Origin of the sequence: Pseudomonas entomophila, assembly GCF_018417595.1 — a bacterium.
GTDB lineage: Bacteria > Pseudomonadota > Gammaproteobacteria > Pseudomonadales > Pseudomonadaceae > Aquipseudomonas > Aquipseudomonas entomophila_C.
Window position 1 is genome coordinate 5,802,548 of sequence record NZ_CP070982.1, and the last position, 17,672, is coordinate 5,820,219.

15 protein-coding genes and 1 pseudogene are annotated in these 17,672 nt (G+C 65.0%); 5 read left to right on the top strand and 11 right to left on the bottom strand.

Annotation, left to right across the window (positions count from 1 at the left end; translation table 11 throughout):
- Positions 1-567 precede the first annotated feature (567 nt).
- The gene (locus tag JYG34_RS25510) at positions 568-861 is read left to right on the top strand and encodes a DUF6124 family protein (RefSeq protein ID WP_213658874.1); all 294 of its coding nucleotides are present in this window, start codon (positions 568-570) and stop codon (positions 859-861) included.
- A gap of 98 nt (positions 862-959) precedes the next feature.
- Here the strand turns inward: JYG34_RS25510 and ycaC (JYG34_RS25515) are convergent, their stop codons facing one another.
- The gene (gene ycaC / locus JYG34_RS25515) at positions 960-1,589 is read right to left on the bottom strand and encodes an isochorismate family cysteine hydrolase YcaC (protein ID WP_028688638.1); all 630 of its coding nucleotides are present in this window, start codon (positions 1,587-1,589) and stop codon (positions 960-962) included.
- A gap of 193 nt (positions 1,590-1,782) precedes the next feature.
- Here ycaC (JYG34_RS25515) and JYG34_RS25520 point away from each other — a divergent pair, with 193 nt between their 5' ends.
- On the top strand, positions 1,783-2,694 hold the full coding sequence (locus JYG34_RS25520; RefSeq protein WP_011536365.1) for a LysR substrate-binding domain-containing protein: 912 nt from the start codon (positions 1,783-1,785) through the stop codon (positions 2,692-2,694).
- A gap of 69 nt (positions 2,695-2,763) precedes the next feature.
- Here JYG34_RS25520 and JYG34_RS25525 read toward each other — a convergent pair whose 3' ends face one another.
- From JYG34_RS25525 to JYG34_RS25545, 5 genes are all read right to left on the bottom strand, one after another.
- Positions 2,764-4,737 carry an amidohydrolase gene (locus JYG34_RS25525; protein ID WP_213658875.1) on the bottom strand — a complete coding sequence of 658 codons (1,974 nt, stop codon included), beginning with the start codon at positions 4,735-4,737 and terminating at the stop codon, positions 2,764-2,766.
- A gap of 64 nt (positions 4,738-4,801) precedes the next feature.
- Positions 4,802-5,368, bottom strand: a complete 567-nt coding sequence (locus JYG34_RS25530; protein WP_213658876.1) for an antibiotic biosynthesis monooxygenase — start codon at positions 5,366-5,368, stop codon at positions 4,802-4,804.
- A 118-nt stretch (positions 5,369-5,486) separates the two neighbouring features.
- On the bottom strand, positions 5,487-6,116 hold the full coding sequence (gene ycaC, locus JYG34_RS25535) for an isochorismate family cysteine hydrolase YcaC (protein WP_213658877.1): 630 nt from the start codon (positions 6,114-6,116) through the stop codon (positions 5,487-5,489).
- Positions 6,117-6,271: 155 nt separating this feature from the next.
- The gene (locus JYG34_RS25540) at positions 6,272-6,541 is read right to left on the bottom strand and encodes a hypothetical protein (protein ID WP_213658878.1); all 270 of its coding nucleotides are present in this window, start codon (positions 6,539-6,541) and stop codon (positions 6,272-6,274) included.
- Positions 6,542-6,636: 95 nt separating this feature from the next.
- Positions 6,637-7,119 (bottom strand): hypothetical protein, encoded by a 483-nt coding sequence (locus tag JYG34_RS25545; RefSeq protein WP_213658879.1) that lies wholly within the window; start codon positions 7,117-7,119, stop codon positions 6,637-6,639.
- Positions 7,120-7,287: 168 nt separating this feature from the next.
- Between JYG34_RS25545 and JYG34_RS25550 the strand changes: the two genes are divergently transcribed.
- On the top strand, positions 7,288-8,715 hold the full coding sequence (locus JYG34_RS25550) for a mechanosensitive ion channel family protein (RefSeq protein ID WP_213658880.1): 1,428 nt from the start codon (positions 7,288-7,290) through the stop codon (positions 8,713-8,715).
- Between the two features lie 51 nt (positions 8,716-8,766).
- Here JYG34_RS25550 and amaA read toward each other — a convergent pair whose 3' ends face one another.
- Positions 8,767-10,053 carry an L-pipecolate oxidase gene (amaA, locus tag JYG34_RS25555; protein WP_011536372.1) on the bottom strand — a complete coding sequence of 429 codons (1,287 nt, stop codon included), beginning with the start codon at positions 10,051-10,053 and terminating at the stop codon, positions 8,767-8,769.
- Positions 10,054-10,200: 147 nt separating this feature from the next.
- Positions 10,201-11,691, bottom strand: a complete 1,491-nt coding sequence (amaB, locus tag JYG34_RS25560) for an L-piperidine-6-carboxylate dehydrogenase (RefSeq protein WP_213658881.1) — start codon at positions 11,689-11,691, stop codon at positions 10,201-10,203.
- A 133-nt stretch (positions 11,692-11,824) separates the two neighbouring features.
- On the opposite strand from amaB, the gene JYG34_RS25565 reads away from it, so the two are divergent.
- Positions 11,825-12,715, top strand: coding sequence for a LysR family transcriptional regulator (locus tag JYG34_RS25565; RefSeq protein ID WP_213658882.1), 891 nt, complete (start codon positions 11,825-11,827; stop codon positions 12,713-12,715).
- A gap of 182 nt (positions 12,716-12,897) precedes the next feature.
- Positions 12,898-14,283 (top strand): 2-oxoadipate dioxygenase/decarboxylase HglS, encoded by a 1,386-nt coding sequence (gene hglS, locus JYG34_RS25570; protein ID WP_213658883.1) that lies wholly within the window; start codon positions 12,898-12,900, stop codon positions 14,281-14,283.
- Positions 14,284-14,338: 55 nt separating this feature from the next.
- On the opposite strand, the gene JYG34_RS26810 is transcribed toward hglS, so the two are convergent.
- From JYG34_RS26810 to JYG34_RS25580, 3 genes and pseudogenes are all read right to left on the bottom strand, one after another.
- Entirely contained in the window at positions 14,339-15,205 is an 867-nt protein-coding gene (locus JYG34_RS26810; protein WP_434011804.1) for a methyl-accepting chemotaxis protein, read from the bottom strand.
- Positions 15,203-16,483, bottom strand: a pseudogene (locus JYG34_RS26815) (Cache 3/Cache 2 fusion domain-containing protein); the annotation flags it as partial. The gene JYG34_RS26810 and the pseudogene JYG34_RS26815, both read right to left, overlap by 3 nt.
- 107 nt (positions 16,484-16,590) lie before the next feature.
- A complete protein-coding gene (locus tag JYG34_RS25580; RefSeq protein WP_213658885.1) occupies positions 16,591-17,517 on the bottom strand; it encodes a LysR substrate-binding domain-containing protein in 927 nt (308 codons plus the stop codon).
- Positions 17,518-17,672 lie beyond the last annotated feature (155 nt).

Below are 17,672 nucleotides of genomic sequence, written 5' to 3' on the forward strand. Positions count from 1 at the left end.
GCAACGTACCGCACCTGTAAGGCCATGGTTGCCAGCCTTGGCGCATGGCGTGAGTCTGGCGGGGCGGCGGCAGCGCCAGCCGAAAAACCGCGCCGTGCCCACAAGGCGAACAACCATGGCCTATCGGTCATGGCCACGTTGCAACAAATGTAGGAGCGGATTCATCCGCGATGCGCCGCGCGGGCGGCGCTCGATCTCGTAGGCGCCATAACCCTCTAGGCATGCGCCCGGCAGCCACTACTCAAATTTCAACCGCACCAGACAGACCTCACAGCCACTGAGGACTTTTCCCACTGGGCAACCTACACCCCAGGAAATACCCTACGAAACCTGTCGATTCCCGTCTGATTGTCCGGGGAAATCATGCCCTCTAGGATCTCCCGGTCGCTGTCGGTTCAGCGATCGGACGTGGAAATCCGGTTAGGGTTATTGCCTTCAATGGCAGTTGTGCGCGGGAGGCCACCTGGCCTGCCGGGTTGACCTCTAACCGGTTTCCACCCCGCGTACGACTGCCACCCTCTGCGTGGAAACGGACGGTTGCGGTTCAACCCTTAGAGGATCACTGCAATGAAAAAGATCGTCCCCGACCCACCCCTCCCCGACACCCGCCACCACCCCTTCGGCAGATGCGACGCCGGCCACCCACCGCTGTTCGCGGTCAACCCGAACATCAACGCCCACGACGCCCTGGTGCATGTCGCCGAATACCTGCGCAGCGCCTACAACGTTGGCTACAAAGCCCTCGACCATATGGACGACACGGGCAAGAGCCTGTTGTGGGCCAACCTGCATGCGGTCGAGATGGCCGAAGGGCTGACAGAGGCGATGCTGGAGGGGATCGAGTCCAATGGCGTGAAATGAGGGCTTGAGCGGGTTCGCCGGCAAGCCGGCGCCTACGGGCCAACGACAAAAAAGGCCGGCCCCTCGACAGGGGCCGGCCTTTGGCGTTTCAGCGCAGGTTACTTGCCAGCAGTCAGCGCGTTGTAGCTGGTGATCAGGTTGCGGTAGTCGGGAATATGGTTGGAGAACAGTGCCGCCAAACCTTCCACGTCGTTGCGCCAGTCGCGGTGCAGCTCGCAGGCCACGCCGAACCAGGTCATCAGTTGCGCACCGGCCTGGCTCATGCGGTTGTGCGCGGCGTCGCGGGTCATTTCATTGAAGGTGCCGGAAGCGTCGGTGACCACGAACACCTCGAACTCCTCTTCCAGGGCCGCCAGTGCCGGGAACGCCACGCACACCTCGGTCACCACGCCGGCGATGATCAGCTGCTTCTTGCCGGTGGCCTTCACCGCCTTGACGAAGTCTTCGTTGTCCCAGGCGTTGATCTGGCCGGGGCGGGCGATGTACGGGGCATCCGGGAACAGTTCTTTCAGTTCCGGCACCAGCGGGCCGTTGGGGCCTTGCTCGAAGCTGGTGGTGAGGATGGTCGGCAGGTTGAAGTACTTGGCCAGGTCCGCCAGGGCCAGCACGTTGTTCTTGAAACGGTCCGGCTCGATGTCGCGCACCAGCGACAACAGGCCCGCCTGGTGGTCCACCAGCAGTACGGCGGCGTCGTCTTTGTTCAGGCGGTTGTATTTGAAGTTGTTCATTACCGATGCTCCTGGGTTTCGATTTTCAGTGGTTGAGGTGTTTCGCGTTGATGAGCAAAGATTAGATTCGTTACCTTTGAGCCGGTAGACTGTAAAAATTGGCTTTAGCGTTCTGTTTTGTGAACGATAGATAGTGGATTGCCTTTGCCGGCGAAGAGGCCGGTACAGGCAATCCAAAACCCGGAGACCGCCCATGGAAGACCTCAACTCCCTCTACTACTTCACCCAGGTGGTCGAACACGGTGGCTTCGCCCCGGCCGGCCGGGCGCTGGACATGCCCAAGTCCAAGCTCAGCCGACGCATCGCCGACCTGGAGGAGCGCCTCGGCGTGCGCCTGCTGCACCGCACCAGCCGGCACTGCTCGCTGACCGAGATCGGCCAGGCCTACTACAACCGCTGCCTGGCCATGCGCGTGGAAGCCGAGGGCGCCGCCGAGATCATCGAGCGCAACCGCAGCGAACCGCGCGGGCTGGTGCGCGTCAGCTGCCCGACCACCCTGCTCAACTCCTGGGTCGGGCCGATGCTGACCCGCTACATGCTCAAGTACCCGCAGGTTGAGCTGTTCATCGAGAGTACCAACCGCCGCGTCGACCTGCTGCACGAGGGCTTCGACATTGCGTTGCGGGTGCGCTTCCCGCCGCTGGAGAACACCGACATGGTGATGAAGGTGCTGAGCAACAGCACCCAGTGCCTGGTCGGCCATCCATCGTTCCTCGAACAGCTGCCGGCAGGTTTCGACCCGCAGCAACTGAGCACGCTGCCCAGCCTGCATTGGGGCGGCGCCCAGCGCGAATACCAGTGGGAGCTGTTCCAGGGTGAGGACCGGGCGCAGAGCCTGGTGATCCCGCACAAGCCGCGGATGGTCACCGATGACCTGTTCGCGCTGCGGCATTTCGTGGTGGCGGGCGTGGGGATCGCGCACCTGCCACGGGTGGCGGTGCGTGAGGACCTGGCGGCCGGGCGCCTGGTGGAGATGCTGCCGGACTGGCAGCCGCGCTGCGGGATCGTGCATGCGATCTTCCCGTCGCGGCGGGGATTGCTGCCGTCGGTGCGGGCGTTGATCGATCACCTGGCGGAGGAGTTCGCGGTCAGCGACATGGCTTAGCCCGCCCCCACAAAGCCCTGTAGGAGCGGGTTTACCCGCGAAAGGGCCGCAAAGCGGCCCCCGTTTCACTCAGAACGCAAAGCAGGAACAGCCCAACGCCCCCCAGAACCCCTGGAAGTCGCTCACCGGCACACTGGAGTGCCGTGCCTTCTCATGGCTGTGCGCATGCACCCCGCAAGGCCCGACACACTGGTGCACCGCCGCGGCCAGCGGCGCGCCGGCCCGCCAGTGCCCCGGCACCTTCACCACCGGCGACCACTCTGGCACCACCGGGATCTGCGCCGGCCCCAGCTTCTCGAAGTCGCCGGCGCCATACACCACCTTGCCGTCGACCACGGTCAGCACCGACTCGATCCACTTGATCGCCTCTTCCTCGACGCTGAAGAAATCCGCCGACAGCGCCGCCAGGTCGGCCAGCTGGCCCACCTTGATCTGCCCTTTCTTGCCCTGCTCGCTGGAGAACCAGGCGCTGCCGTGGGTGAACAGTTGCAGGGCAACGTCACGGCTCAAGCCACCGTCCGGGTACAGCTCAAGCCCGCCGACGGTCTTGCCGCTGACCATCCAGTACAGCGAGGTCCAGGGGTTGTAACTGGACACCCGGGTGGCATCGGTGCCCGCGCCCACCGGCACGCCCTCGGCCAGCATGCGCTTGATCGGCGGGGTCGCCTCGGCGGCCTTGGCGCCATAGCGCTCGACGAAGTACTCGCCCTGGAACGCCATGCGGTCCTGGATGGCGATGCCGCCGCCCAGCGCCCTCACCCGCTCGATGTTCTTCGGCGTGATGGTCTCGCAGTGGTCGAAGAACCACGGCAGGCCATTGAACGGGATATCGCGGTTGACCTTCTCGAACACGTCGAGCATGCGCGAGATGGACTCGTCGTAGGTGGCGTGCAGGCGGAACGGCCAGCGCTGCTCGACCAGGTGGCGCACCACCGGTTCCAGCTCCTGCTCCATGGTCTGCGGCAGGTCCGGACGCGGCTCGAGGAAGTCCTCGAAGTCGGCCGCCGAGAACACCAGCATCTCGCCGGCGCCGTTGTGGCGCAGGAAGTCGCTGCCGTCGCCCGGCTTGACCTTCTGCGTCCAGTTCTTGAAGTCGGCCAGTTCTTCCTTGGGCTTCTGGGTGAACAGGTTGTAGGCGATGCGTACGGTCAGCTGACCGTTATCGGCCAGCTCCTGGATCACCTGGTAGTCATCCGGGTAGTTCTGGTAGCCGCCGCCGGCATCGATGGCACTGGTCAGCCCCAGGCGGTTGAGTTCACGCATGAACTGGCGGGTGGAATTGACCTGGTACTCCAGCGGCAGCTTCGGGCCCTTGGCCAGGGTGGCGTAGAGGATCGCGGCATTGGGCCGGGCGATGAGCATGCCGGTGGGGTTGCCGAACTTGTCGCGCTGGATCTCGCCACCGGGTGGGTTGGGCGTGTCCTTGGTGTAGCCGACTGCCCTGAGCGCGGCGCGGTTGAGCAGCGCGCGGTCGTACAGGTGGAGGATGAACACCGGGGTGTCGGGCGCGGCCTGGTTGATCTCTTCCAGGGTCGGCAGGCGTTTTTCGGCGAACTGGAACTCGTTCCAGCCCCCGACCACCCGCACCCACTGCGGGGTCGGCGTGCGGTCGGCCTGGTCCTTGAGCATGCGCATAGCGTCGGCCAGCGATGGCACGCCTTCCCAGCGCAGCTCCAGGTTGTAGTTCAGGCCGCCGCGGATCAGGTGCAGGTGCGAGTCGTTCAGGCCCGGGATCACCGTGCGCTGCTTGAGGTCGATGATCTGCGTGCTGGCGCCTTTATGGGCCATGGCCTCGGCGTCGCTGCCCACGGCGATGAACTTGCCGTCCTTGATGGCGACGGCGGTGGCCTGGGGTTTCTCGCGGTCGACGGTGTGCAGTCGGCCATTGAACAGGATGAGGTCGGCGGTCATGGGATCTCCTGAAATAGCGGCATGGGCGGAAGAGGTGAACGGCAATGCGCTCCACAGCGCGCCGGCGGCACCGAGCACGGTGCTGGTGGCGAGGAACTGGCGGCGGCTCGGGTCGGTGGGGTCCTGGCTCATGGTGCTCTCCGTCCGGGTGGTTTCGGCAGGCGGTTGAAGGCTAGCAATGGATCGCGGAAGGCGCTCAGCGCCGCAGCCAGCCGGCGCAGCGGCGGGTCACCCAGGGCATGATGTAGAACACCACGGGCAGGATGACGAACAGGTTGCTGATCAAATTGCCGGTGATCGGGCCACCCAGCAGCGGATAGCGGGCAAACAGCGGTGCCAGCAGATGCGGAATGACCAAGGTCATCGGGCAGATCACCAGGTAGGTCAGCAGGGCCTGCTTCCAGCGCGGCGGTTGCGCGGCGCCCACGCTGGGCGGGGTGAACCAGAACTCCGGGTCATCGTGCACCTGGGTCTGGTCGCCGTCTTCCAGCAGTGGCAGCACTTCGCTGATCAACGCCTGGCGCTCGGCGGAGTTGACCCAGGCCTGCAACAGGCCGGCGTCGGCGAAGCGCACCACGGTGGTGAAGTGGCGACCGCCGTCGTCCGGGCGGATGACATTGACGTCCAGGTGGCCAGGTTGTTGGCGGGCGGTGGTCACCGCGCGCTTGAGCCAGGTTTCGTAGTGCGCCAGCGCCTGGGCGCGGACCTTGTGCTGGATCACCAGCGTGACGACGTTGCGGTTGCCTTCGGTTGCAGTGTTCATCGCTGACATTTCCTGGGGATGAGCTGGCCTGCATCCACTGTGCAACGGCAGACGAGCGCTGGATTGGATGGGTGTGCTGCCTTGCCTGGCACCGCGCGGGTGCCAGGCTGGCGGCGGCTTACTTGCCGGCGGTCAGGGCGTTGTAGCTGGTGATCAGGTTGCGGTAGTCGGGGATGTGGTTGGAGAACAGTGCCGCCAAACCTTCCACGTCGTTGCGCCAGTCGCGGTGCAGCTCACAGGCCACGCCGAACCAGGTCATCAGTTGCGCACCGGCCTGGCTCATGCGGTTGTGCGCGGCGTCGCGGGTCATTTCATTGAAGGTGCCGGAAGCGTCGGTGACCACGAACACCTCGAACTCCTCTTCCAGGGCCGCCAGCGCCGGGAACGCCACGCACACTTCAGTCACCACGCCGGCGATGATCAGCTGCTTCTTGCCGGTGGCCTTCACCGCCTTGACGAAGTCCTCGTTGTCCCAGGCGTTGATCTGGCCGGGGCGGGCGATGTACGGGGCATCCGGGAACAGTTCTTTCAGCTCCGGCACCAGCGGACCGTTGGGGCCTTGCTCGAAGCTGGTGGTGAGGATGGTCGGCAGGTTGAAGTACTTGGCCAGGTCCGCCAGGGCCAGCACGTTGTTCTTGAAACGGTCCGGCTCGATGTCGCGCACCAGCGACAACAGGCCCGCCTGGTGGTCCACCAACAGTACGGCGGCGTCGTCTTTGTTCAGGCGGTTGTAGGTGAATTTGCTCATGGTCGTTGCTCCCAAAGGTGTGTGATTGTCGTTGCCATCGGTGTTTCGCGTTGATGGACAAAGATTAGAATCATCACCTTTGAGTCGGTAGACGGTGAAAAATGGCCGTAGCGTTCTATCTTAAGAACGATAGAATTCGCTTCGCGCAGCGCTGCTTAACGGACCAGTTTCCAGACAATGTGAGAGTGCCGACCACTGAGCCTGTACTCGCACCCCTGGAACAGCCCCCAGATCAAGGGACCGAACGACAGGACAAGCAACACGGGGAACACATAAAGCCCCAGGATGAGCAACACCGAGAGCAGTTTGTGCTCGAAGGTCATGGCCAGCCTGTGGACCTCGCCTGCCCCTTCGAAGGTGTTGATGTCCAGACCGCGCTGCCTGGCGAAGAACCAGGCATAGATAGCCAGGGCGAATGCGGACACCATCACACACCCGAACATCAGGAGATTGATGAACCTGAGGGTTTCACACATGGTTACGGAATCGTCCAGGTGCTGACAGTCCACAAACCTGTTCGTTATTCATGCTCGGGAAGCTCCTCTGCACGAACATGGCCGCCCAATACATAGAACTCACCGTCACGGCGCACCTCGTCGAGTGAGCGAGGGTCCTCGGCGCCGCCATACATACCGTTTACATCGACGCACCAAAGGCCATCGAATTTCAGCAGTTTGACGCTGAGATAGATCCGCCGGAATTCATCGCTGAATACTTTCAGGGATAACTCCCGAACATCTTCGACCACGACCCTGACATGTCGCCAGACATTGCCGTCGGCCCAGTTGTCACGGCCGTTGAAGGTCATCGCAAAACTGAGGGCTCCATCAACGGCTTCCTGATACTCGAAAGCCAACAGATAACCGTCGTCGAACCGGTGGTACTTCTCGAAAATCGCTTCTGCCGATAACGTCCCTGTAGCCACTGCAACCTCCTGGAAAAAATCGAAGAGCATCTGGTGACTGCCGCTTGCCCGGGCAATCCCAATGCCGGCCTGGCGCACGCGAGGAACGCGCGGTTTCGGCCACGGGCCATTGTTTCCAACTCATCGGCCTACGGCAAGAATGGCGTGCCCTCGAAGCAAACAACTCTACGCTTCCTGCATGCCCATTGCGTGCCCCTTCAACCTGCTCTATTACTAGCCACTGCCCTCCCCCGCACCGAGACCATCATGCTGGCTTTCATCCAGTCTTCCCCGTTGTTGCTCGGCACCGCCCTGATCTTCCTCGACCTGCTGCTCTGGCACCTGATCCCCCTGGAACGCCGCGCCTGGCGCATCGCCTCGCGGCTGGCGATCTTCCTGCTGTTCAGCTGGGTCCTGCTGGCTGCGGGCATGAGCCCGCTGCAACCGCCGCCCTGGGCCGACGACGTATCGCGCAACCTGATGGCCACGGTGCTGGCAATCGGCTGGTGGCTGTTCGGCGCGCGCACGGTGACGGTGGTGTTCGGCCTGTTGCTGGTGGCACGCGGCAGCCACGGCGGGCGCCTGTTGCAGGATGTGGTGGGGGCGCTGATCTTCCTGGTGGCGGCGGTGGCGGCGGCGGCCTATGTGATGCAGTTGCCGGTCAAGGGCCTGCTGGCCACCTCCGGGGTGATGGCCATCGTCATCGGCCTGGCCTTGCAGAGCACGCTGGCCGACGTGTTCTCGGGGATCGTGCTGAACACCACACGGCCCTACCAGATCGGCGACTCGATCTCCATCGACGGCACCGAGGGCAAGGTCGTCGATATCGACTGGCGCGCCACCCGTCTGATCACCGGCAACAGCAGCCTGGCGGTGATCCCCAACTCGGTGGCGGCCAAGGCCAAGATCCTCAACTTCAGCCGCCCGGCCGAGGTGCACGGGGTGTCGATCAGCGTGGTGGTACCGGCCAAGGTGCGTCCGCAACGGGTGTTCGACGCCCTGGAAAAAACCCTGCAGGGCACCAGCATCCTGCTGGACAAGCCGGCGCCCAAGGTCACGGTGAAGGCCTCGACGCTGGAGTCGGTGGAGTACGAGGCCAGCGGTTTCATCGCCGACATGACGCGCAAGACCGAAGTGCGCAACCAGCTGTTCGACCTGGCCCATCGCCACCTGGAGGCCAGCGGCGTGATCTGGAACGTCGAGACCGGCGTGCCCCCGCGCAGCCGCCAGCGCGAGCTGCTGGAGGAGGTGCGGGTGTTCCGCTCGCTGACCAGCGACGAGCGCGACAGCCTGAGCCAGCGCATGACCACGGTGGAGTACCCGGCCGACCAGGTGATCCTTGGGATCGGCGAGCGTTCAGAGCATGTGCTGTTGATCAGCCGTGGCGTGGTATCAGCGTCGGTGCGTGATGGCGAGCGGGTAGTCGAGGGTGGACGCATGGGGCCAGGAGAAGTGCTGGGGCTGGAAGGGCTGGTGGATGACGAGGCCTCGCCCGTCGAATTCCGCGCCCTGACGGGCTGTGTGCTCTATCGCATCGACAAGGAACAGATACGCGGTTGCCTGACCCAGAGCGGGGATGTGAAATCGGCATTGACCAAGTTGCAGCGCTTCCGTCGGCAGAAGCGTGAATCGCTGTTGCTGCAGAAACCGACGGTGGTGAAGAAAGGCGGGTTCCTGAGTTGGTTGCACAAGTGATTCGCCAGCAAGGCTGACTCCTTGTAGGAGCCAGCCTTGCTGGCGAACCGGCTACAACACCACCCGCAAACACTGCCCCGCGTGGTACAGCGAGAACCCCGACTCATAGAACGCCGTGCGCAACGACGGCGCGCTCACCGGTTTCATCGGCGAAAACGGAATCGGCAAACTGTCCGGGTCATCCTTGAGCAGAAACTCGGCAAAGGCCCGGCCAATCACCGTACCGGTGGTGTTGCCCCGCCCGTTGTAGCCAGTCACCGCCACCAGCCCCGGGGCCGGCTCGAACAGGCGCATCAGGTGGTCGGGGGTAAAGTCGATGCAGCCGGTCCAGTGCATCTCCCATTCGACCTTGCCCAGTTCCGGGTAGTAATGGCTTTGAATGCGGTCGGCCCAGCTGCGCACGAACCACGCCGGCTTGTTGTCGACCCGGCCGAGGCTGCCGAGCAGCAGGCGGCCCTGGTCGTCGCGGCGGATGCTGCTGAGCACGGTGCGGGTGTCCCAGGAGCCCTGGCCATGGGGCAGGACCTTGTCGGCAGCCGCGCCCTGCAAGGGTTTGGAGGCAACCTGGTAGTAATAGCCACGGAAGAAGTGCTTCTGCAGGTTGCTCCAGTCGCCTTCGGTATAGGCGCCCGTGGAAATCACCACCTTGTCGGCGCGCACCGCGCCGCGCGCGGTCTTCACCCGCCAGGCGTCGCCGTCGCGCTCCAGGCCTTCGACCGAGGACTGCTGGAACAGCTTGCCGCCCAGCCGGCTCACGGCGGCGGCCAGGCCTTGTGTATACCCCATGGGGTTGATGGTGCCGGCGCGGCGGTCGAGCAGCGCGGCGGAAATCTTGTCGGTACCGCAGTATTCCTGGCATTGCGCGCCGGTCAGCAGCTCGACGTCGGCGCCGCGCCGGGTCCACTGCTGGTGGCGGGCTTCCAGGTCGGCGATGCCGGTGGCGTTGTGCGCCATGTGCAAGGTGCCTTTGTGCTGGGCCTGGCAGTCGATCCCCAGGCGCTCGATCATGGCGAACACTTCGCCCGGCGCCTCACCCAGCACCTTGTTCAGGCGGCTGCCCTGCTTGTGGCCGAGTGTTGCCTCGACGTCGTCAGGGCGGATCCAGGTGCCGGCGTTGACCAGGCCGACGTTGCGCCCGGAGCCGCCATGGCCGATCTTCCAGGCCTCCAGCAGGATCACCGACTTGCCTTGCTCCAGCAGGTGGATCGCTGCGGACAGGCCGGTGATGCCGCCACCGATCACGCAGACATCGGCCTTGTGCTCGCCGGCCAGGGCCTGGGCGGCCACGGTCGGCTGGGTGACGAATTCCCACAGACATTCTTGACGCAGTTCGGACATGACCCGGCTCCAGCTATTGTTCTTATTGCCTCTGGGGCCGCGTTGCGACCCTTTCGCGACGCAAGGCCGCTCCCACAGGAATCTCGCCGAACCCTGTGGGAGCGGCCTTGTGCCGCGAAACGGGGGCAAGGCCCCCGCCTGCGATCATCAGTCGAACACGATGCCCTGCGCCAGCGGCAGCTCGCGCGAATAGTTCACGGTGTTGGTCTGGCGACGCATGTAGCCTTTCCAGGCATCCGAACCGGACTCACGCCCGCCCCCGGTCTCCTTCTCGCCACCAAACGCGCCACCGATCTCCGCACCGCTGGTGCCGATGTTGACGTTGGCGATACCGCAATCACTGCCCGAGGCACTCTGGAAGCGCTCGGCCTCGCGAATGTCGGTGGTGAAGATGCACGAGGACAGTCCCTGAGGCACCTCGTTGTTCAGGCGCAGTGCCTCTTCGAAGTCGTCATAGGCCAGCACGTAGAGGATCGGCGCGAAGGTCTCGTGGCGCACCACGTCGCTCTGGGCCGGCATCTCGGCAATGGCGGGCGACACGTAGTAGGCGTTGGGGTACTGGTCAGCCAGCTGACGCTCGCCACCGAACACCAGGCCGCCTTCGTCGCGGGCCTTGGCCAGCGCGCCCTGCATGGCATCGAACGACAGCTTGTCGATCAGCGGGCCGACCAGGTTATCCTTGCGTGGGTCGCCGATGCGCACCTTGCCGTAGGCGGCTTTGACCCGGGCCACCACTTCATCCTTGATCGAACGGTGGACGATCAGCCGGCGCAGGGTGGTGCAGCGCTGACCAGCGGTGCCCACCGCCGAGAACAGGATGCCGCGCACGGCCAGGTCCAGGTCGGCGCTCGGAGCCAGGATCATGGCGTTGTTGCCGCCCAGCTCGAGGATGCTGCGGCCGAAGCGCGCCGCTACACGCGGGCCGACTTCACGCCCCATGCGGGTGCTACCGGTGGCGCTGACCAGCGGCACGCGCGGGTCGTCGACCAGGGCTTCGCCGGCTTCGCGGCCGCCGATCACCAGCTGGCTCAGGCCGGCCGGCGCATCACCGAAGGCTTTCAGGGCCTTTTCGAACAGTGCCTGGCAGGCCAGGGCGGTAAGCGGGGTTTTCTCGGACGGCTTCCATACCACGGCGTTGCCGGCCACCAGCGCCAGCGCAGCGTTCCACGCCCACACCGCCACCGGGAAGTTGAAGGCGCTGATCACGCCGACCACACCCAGCGGATGCCAGCTTTCACGCATGTGGTGGCCCGGGCGCTCGGAGGCGATGGTCAGGCCATACAACTGGCGCGACAGGCCCACGGCGAAGTCGCAGATATCGATCATTTCCTGCACTTCACCCAGGCCTTCCTGGGTGATCTTGCCGGCTTCGATCGACACCAGCTCACCCAGGTCGGCCTTGTGCTCGCGCAGCACTTCGCCGAACAGGCGCACCAGCTCGCCACGGCGTGGCGCCGGGACATTGCGCCAGGCTTCGAAGGCCTGTTGCGCCTGGTCGATGCGGGCGGTGGTGTCGGCCTTGCCGAGCAGTTTCACCGAGGCGATCTGGCTGCCGTCGATCGGGGTGTGGACAGGGTGGTCGCCCTGGGTGTGAGCCGCGGCGGCAACGCCGAGGCGTTCGAGCAATCCAGCAACCATGTGCTTCTCCTACATCGGGTGAAGGGTTGGAAAATGACGTGGGTCAGTATTAATCCGATTACACAGGTGCAACAAACGACCTTTATTCCGCATATCATTCCGCCAGGTAATGATTCGAGCCGCAGAGACCGCTATGTCCAAACGCCTGGTGCCTTCCATGACCGCCCTGCAGTGCTTCGAGGCTGCAGCCCGCCACCTGAGCTTCACCCGCGCCGCCGAGGAGCTGCACCTGACGCAGAGCGCGGTGAGCAAGCAGGTGGCGCAGCTCGAGGAGATGCTGCGCCATCACCTGTTCCTGCGCATTCGCCGGCGCCTGCAGCTCACGCCCGCCGGCGCCCTGTACCTGGCCGAGGTCAACAAGATCCTCACCCAGGTCGACATGTCCAGCCGCTACGTACTCAGCTACGGCACGCAGACCGAAGTACTGAAGGTAGCCACTCAACCGAGTTTCGGCGTGCGCTGGCTGATTCCGCACCTCAAGGGCTTCGGCAAGCGCCACCCGAACATCCACCTGGACATCCGCAACGAGATGGAACCGTTCGCCCTGCTGCAGGGCTCGGCCGACGTGGTGTTCTTCTTTGGCCAGGGCACCTGGCCGGGGGCTACCTGCGTGGAGTTGTTCGGCGAGGAGGTGCTGCCGGTGTGCGCGCCGGAACTGCTGCAAGGCCGCACGCTGGCTGACGCGGGCGCGGTGGCGGAGTTGGTGCTGCTGCAGAGCACCTCGCGGCCGGAGGCCTGGCACGAGTGGTTCCTGGAGCAGGGGCTGCACACCGACAACAGCTATCACGGGCCACGCTTCGATACTTTCTACATGGCCTTGAGCGCGGCGCAGGCCGGCTGTGGCGTGGCATTGGTGCCACGTTACCTGGTGGCGAAGGAGCTGGCCGAAGGCAGCCTGGTGGTGGCCTGGGATCATTCAATGAAAAGCAATGGCGCGCATTACCTGGCGTTTGCCGAGCATGCGGCGGAAGTGCCGAAGGTGCGGGCCTTGGTGGAGTGGGTTCGCGAGCAGCTTCAGGCTTGAGAAGGTCGGGGCCGCTTTGCGGCCCTTTCGCGACACAAGGCCGCTCCCACATGACAACGCGCTCGCCTGTGGGACCTAAAGATCGATCAAAAAAGGAATGAAACCCGCACTTTTTTTCGCTTGTACGGCCACTCCATTCCCAGCTTTCATGTAAGGGTCCTCACTCACCCAGGAAGCTTGCGATGCCCGCCCACGATTTCGTCAGCCCCGACAGCATCCGCGCGCGGTTCTCCGCCGCCATGTCGCTCATGTACAAGCAGGAAGTGCCCCTGTACGGCACGCTGCTCGAGCTGGTGAGCGAGATCAACCGCCAGGTCATGGCCGAGCAGCCCAAAGTGGCCGAAGCCCTGCGCTGGACCGGTGAGATCGAGCGCCTCGACCAGGAGCGTCACGGCGCCATCCGCGTCGGCACCGCCGCAGAACTGGCCACCATCGCCCGCCTGTTCGCGGTGATGGGCATGGAGCCGGTTGGCTACTACGACCTGAGTTCGGCCGGCGTGCCGGTGCACTCCACCGCGTTCCGCGCGGTGCATGAGCAGTCGCTGCATATCAGCCCGTTCCGCGTGTTCACCTCGTTGCTGCGCCTGGAACTGATCGACAACCCGAAACTGCGCGAGCTGGCCCAGGGCATCCTGGCCAAGCGGCAGATTTTCACCCCCCGCGTGCTGGAACTGATCGACCAGTGCGAGCGTGACGGCGGCCTGAGCGCGTCCGACGCCGACACCTTCGTTCAGGAAGCCTTGCATACCTTCCGCTGGCACCAGGAAGCCACCGTCACCGCCGAGCAGTACCAGCAACTGCACGACCAGCACCGGCTGATCGCCGATGTGGTGGCGTTCAAGGGCCCGCACATCAATCACCTGACGCCACGCACCCTGGACATCGACGCGATCCAGCTCGGCATGCCGGCCAAGGGTATCCCGCCCAAGGCCGTGGTCGAAGGCCCGCCCACTCGCCGCCACCCGATCCTCCTGCGCCAGACCAGCTTCAAGGCTCTGCAGGAGAAGGTCGCCTTCAGCGATGCCCAGGGCAGCCATACCGCGCGCTTCGGCGAGATCGAGCAGCGTGGCGCGGCGCTGACGCCCAAGGGGCGGCAACTGTACGACCGCCTGCTCGATGCGACCCGCGCGGCCCTGGGCGGCGCACCGGCCGAAGCCAATGCCGAGCGCTACATGACGCTGCTCGCACAGCACTTCGCCGAATTTCCGGATGACCTGGCGCAGATGCGCGAGCAAGGGCTGGCGTACTTCCGCTATTTCGCCACCGAGAAAGGGTTGGCGGCACGCGGCCAGGCGGATCGCCCGACCACCCTGCAAGGGTTGATCGACGCCGGGCATGTGCATTACGAGGCATTGGTGTACGAGGACTTCCTGCCGGTGAGCGCGGCAGGGATCTTCCAGTCCAACCTGGGCGACGACAGGCAGGCGGAGTACGGCAGCAATGCCAACCGCGAGGCCTTCGAGCAGGCGCTGGGGCTGGCTGTGCAGGATGAGTTGGCGCTGTATGCGCAGAGCGAGCGCAGGTCGTTGCAGGCATGTGCGCAGGCGTTGGACCTGGGGGCGATGTAGGGCTTGCGGCCCTTCGCGGGTAAACCCGCGAAGGGGCCGGTACGGACAACCGCTGTTACTTGACCCGGAACCGATCCACTTCCTGGCGCAACTGCCCCGCCAACCCTTCCAGCTCCCGCGCCGTCATCGCCAGCTCATTGGCCACGTCACGCTGCTCGCTGTTGGCCTGGGCGATGCTCTGCAAATTGCGGCTGAGCACGGTTGCCGTGCTGCTCTGCTCCTGGGTCGCGGTGCTGATCACCGTGAACTGCTCACCGGCAACCCTGCTCTGCTCGTCGATGCGCGCCAACGCCTCGGCCACCTTGTCGTTGCGCGCCAAGCCTTCCTGCATCAGCTGGTTGCCCTGCTCCAGGGTGCTGATGGCGTGACCGGTCTGCTGCTGGATGCTGGCGATCATGCCGGAGATCTCGTCGGTGGCCTGGCGGGTGCGCGCGGCCAAACCACGGACTTCATCGGCCACCACCGCGAAACCACGCCCCTGCTCGCCGGCCCGGGCCGCTTCGATGGCGGCGTTCAGCGCCAGCAGGTTGGTCTGCTCGGCAATCGCGGTGATCACCCCGACGATGCCGCCGATTTCCTGCGAGCGCGCACCCAATGTATCCATCACCGCCGCCGTACCACCGAGGGCTTCGGCGATCTGCTTGAGCGAGGCTGACGCTTCGTCCATGGCCGTGCGGCCGATGCGGGTCTGCTGGGCATTGTCACGGGCCATGCGCTCGGTGCCGGCCATGTTGTCGGCGATGTTCATCGAGGTGGCGCTGAACTCCTCCACCGCACCAGCCATGCTGGTGATCTCGCCGGACTGCTGGTCCATGCCTTCGCAGGCACCGGACGAAAGCCCCGACAGCGAACGGGCGCGGCCGCTGACCTGATCGGAGGCGCTGCGGATGTGCTCGACCATGGTCGCCAGGGCTTCCCCCATCTGGTTGAAGCTGCGCGCCAGCTGGCCGATCTCGTCATGGCTGGTCACGCTCAGGCGGGCATTGAGGTCGCCCGCACCGAGGGCTTCGGCCTGGCGCACCAGGTCACCCAACGGGCGCAGCTTGCGGCGCAGCAGCCACAGCGTGGCGGCGACGGCCAGGAGCATGGCCAGCAGGCTGCCGATGGCCAGGCGCAAACCGACGCTCCAGGTCACCTCGCGGATTTCCCCTTCAGGCATGCTCGCCACCACGGTCCACGGGCCCTCGGCGAATGGCACGACAACGCTGAACAGCTGCTCGTCGGCGCTGGCCCAGAAGCGCCCCTGCCCCGGCTCGAAACCCTTGAAAACCTGGCCATCGGCGTTACCCGCCGCTGCCGGCGGCACCAACCATTTGCCCTGCTCGTCGAGCAGCGCCAGCGAGCCGGTCTGGCCAATGCGGAAACGCTTGAGGTTGGCGAACTGGGCGCTCTGCGCGTCGGTGTAGTCGAAGCCGACGAACAGCACGGCGATCACCCGGCCAGCGCCGTCGCGCACCGGCACGTAGCGGGTCATGTAGTTGCGCTCGAACAGCACCGCGCGGCCGACGTAGGTCTGCCCGGCCATGAGCTTCGAATAGGCCGGGTGCTGGCGATCGAGCTGGGTGCCGATGGCACGGCTGCCGTCCTGCTTGGTCAGGCTGGTGCTGATGCGCACGAAGTCGTCGCCGCTGCGCACGAACAGGGTGGCGACCCCGGCGGTCATCCGCTGGAACTCGTCGACCTGCTGGAAATCGTTGTTCAACAGGTGGTCGCCAAGGTACAGGGCCGGTGTCTGCGCGCCCGCCACGTTGACCGTCTCGCCCGCGTGCACCGCCAGGCCCGAGGCGAAACGTCGCTCGAACAGGCCACTCAGGCGCTGGGTGTTGTCCTTGAGCGAACCGTGGAAGGTATCGAGCTGGTCGGCCAGCAGCCGCGCCTCGCTGGCCAGGTGCGCCTGGCGGGTGGTGAGGTTGGCGTCGTCCAGCGAACGCAGGGCGAACAGGGTACTGCCGGTAATCACCAACGCCAGCACGACGGCGAGGGCGACACCGAGTTGCGAGGCAATCCGGGCACGCGGTTGGGACATGGGAAGCTCCTGGCAAGAGGCCGGGATCATCCTGATCACGCTGACCGCCCGCTTTCTGATCGACGGGTAATCGCGCCCTCTTCCGGGACGCTGGTGCCATTGGATCGGCGTCGCGGGGGAATACTTGAGTGTCGGACCGGGGTATTCGCAAACCTTTGCGGACACGTTTGACATTTGTGGTCTTTCACCCTGTGGGAGCGGGCTTGCCCGCGAACACCGGCATAGCCGGTGCCTTCCACCGCGTCGCCAGATTCGCGGGCAAGCCCGCTCCCACAGGTTGCTTAAATCGCTGGAAGAATCCGCACGGCTGGCAGGTCCATCGCCACCGCCTCTTCCTGCAAGAAGGCGCTCAACCGCCGCAACCGCTCGCCACCCGGCCGCGTCCTGGGCCACACCAGGTAATAATCCATGCCACTGGCCACCGCCGTCGGCCACGGCAGGCTCAGGCGCCGCTGGGCGACATCCTCGGCCACCATCAGCAGGTCACCCATCGAAATGCCATAACCCCGCGCGGCGGCGATCATGCCCAGTTCCAGGGTGTCGAACACCTGCCCGCCCTTGAGCGACACCTTGTCGGTCAGCCCCATGCGCGCCAGCCAGGCGCGCCAATCACGCTTGTCGGGGGTCGGGTGCAGCAGCTCCATGCCGGCCAGACGCCGCTCGTCCCAGGGTGCCTCGTCGAGCAGGTCCGGCGCGCCCACCGGAATCAGCAGCTCGGAGAACAGCCGGCGCACTTCCCAATCCGCCGGGAAATTGCCGTCACTGAGCAGCACCGCACAGTCGAACGGTTCCTGGTTGAAGTCCACATGATCGACGTCCATCCAGGCGCTGGTCAGTTGCACCTCGTTGCCCGGCTGCAGGTGCCGGAAGCGGCTCAGGCGCGCCAGCAACCAGCGCATGGTGAGGGTGGACGGCGCCTTCATGCGCAGGATGTCGTCCTCCCCGCGCAAGGCGTCGCAGGCCCGCTCCAGGGCGGCGAAACCATCGCGCACGCCGGGCAGCAGCATCCGCGCCGCCTCGGTCAGCTGCAAGCTGCGCCCGCTACGCACGAACAGGCGGCAGGCAAAGTGCTCTTCGAGGGTGCGGATATGCCGGCTGACGGCGCTCTGGGTGATCGACAGCTCTTCACCTGCGCGGGTAAAGGAACTCAGCCGGGCCGCGGCTTCGAATGCACGCAGCGCATAGAGCGGGGGGAGCTGGCGAGACATGGCGCACCTGTCATGCGGGGCCGAGAAGGCAATGCCAGATCATACAGGCATGAGTCAGACTCATGGCAATGATCGCTTTTATCCTTTTGTGCAAAGCTGACCGAAGCCTCAGAATCGACCCTTCGCTCAACAGGATCATCGAGAAGGATCGCCCC

Coding starts and splice junctions, on each gene's coding strand:
- JYG34_RS25510 (WP_213658874.1), top strand. CDS start 568: ATGAAAAAGATCGTCCCCGACCCACCCCTCCCCGACACCCGCCACCAC.
- ycaC (WP_028688638.1), bottom strand. CDS start 1,589: ATGAACAACTTCAAATACAACCGCCTGAACAAAGACGACGCCGCCGTA.
- JYG34_RS25520 (WP_011536365.1), top strand. CDS start 1,783: ATGGAAGACCTCAACTCCCTCTACTACTTCACCCAGGTGGTCGAACAC.
- JYG34_RS25525 (WP_213658875.1), bottom strand. CDS start 4,737: ATGAGCCAGGACCCCACCGACCCGAGCCGCCGCCAGTTCCTCGCCACC.
- JYG34_RS25530 (WP_213658876.1), bottom strand. CDS start 5,368: ATGAACACTGCAACCGAAGGCAACCGCAACGTCGTCACGCTGGTGATC.
- ycaC (WP_213658877.1), bottom strand. CDS start 6,116: ATGAGCAAATTCACCTACAACCGCCTGAACAAAGACGACGCCGCCGTA.
- JYG34_RS25550 (WP_213658880.1), top strand. CDS start 7,288: ATGCTGGCTTTCATCCAGTCTTCCCCGTTGTTGCTCGGCACCGCCCTG.
- amaA (WP_011536372.1), bottom strand. CDS start 10,053: ATGTCCGAACTGCGTCAAGAATGTCTGTGGGAATTCGTCACCCAGCCG.
- amaB (WP_213658881.1), bottom strand. CDS start 11,691: ATGGTTGCTGGATTGCTCGAACGCCTCGGCGTTGCCGCCGCGGCTCAC.
- JYG34_RS25565 (WP_213658882.1), top strand. CDS start 11,825: ATGTCCAAACGCCTGGTGCCTTCCATGACCGCCCTGCAGTGCTTCGAG.
- hglS (WP_213658883.1), top strand. CDS start 12,898: ATGCCCGCCCACGATTTCGTCAGCCCCGACAGCATCCGCGCGCGGTTC.
- JYG34_RS26810 (WP_434011804.1), bottom strand. CDS start 15,205: ATGGGGGAAGCCCTGGCGACCATGGTCGAGCACATCCGCAGCGCCTCC.
- JYG34_RS25580 (WP_213658885.1), bottom strand. CDS start 17,517: ATGTCTCGCCAGCTCCCCCCGCTCTATGCGCTGCGTGCATTCGAAGCC.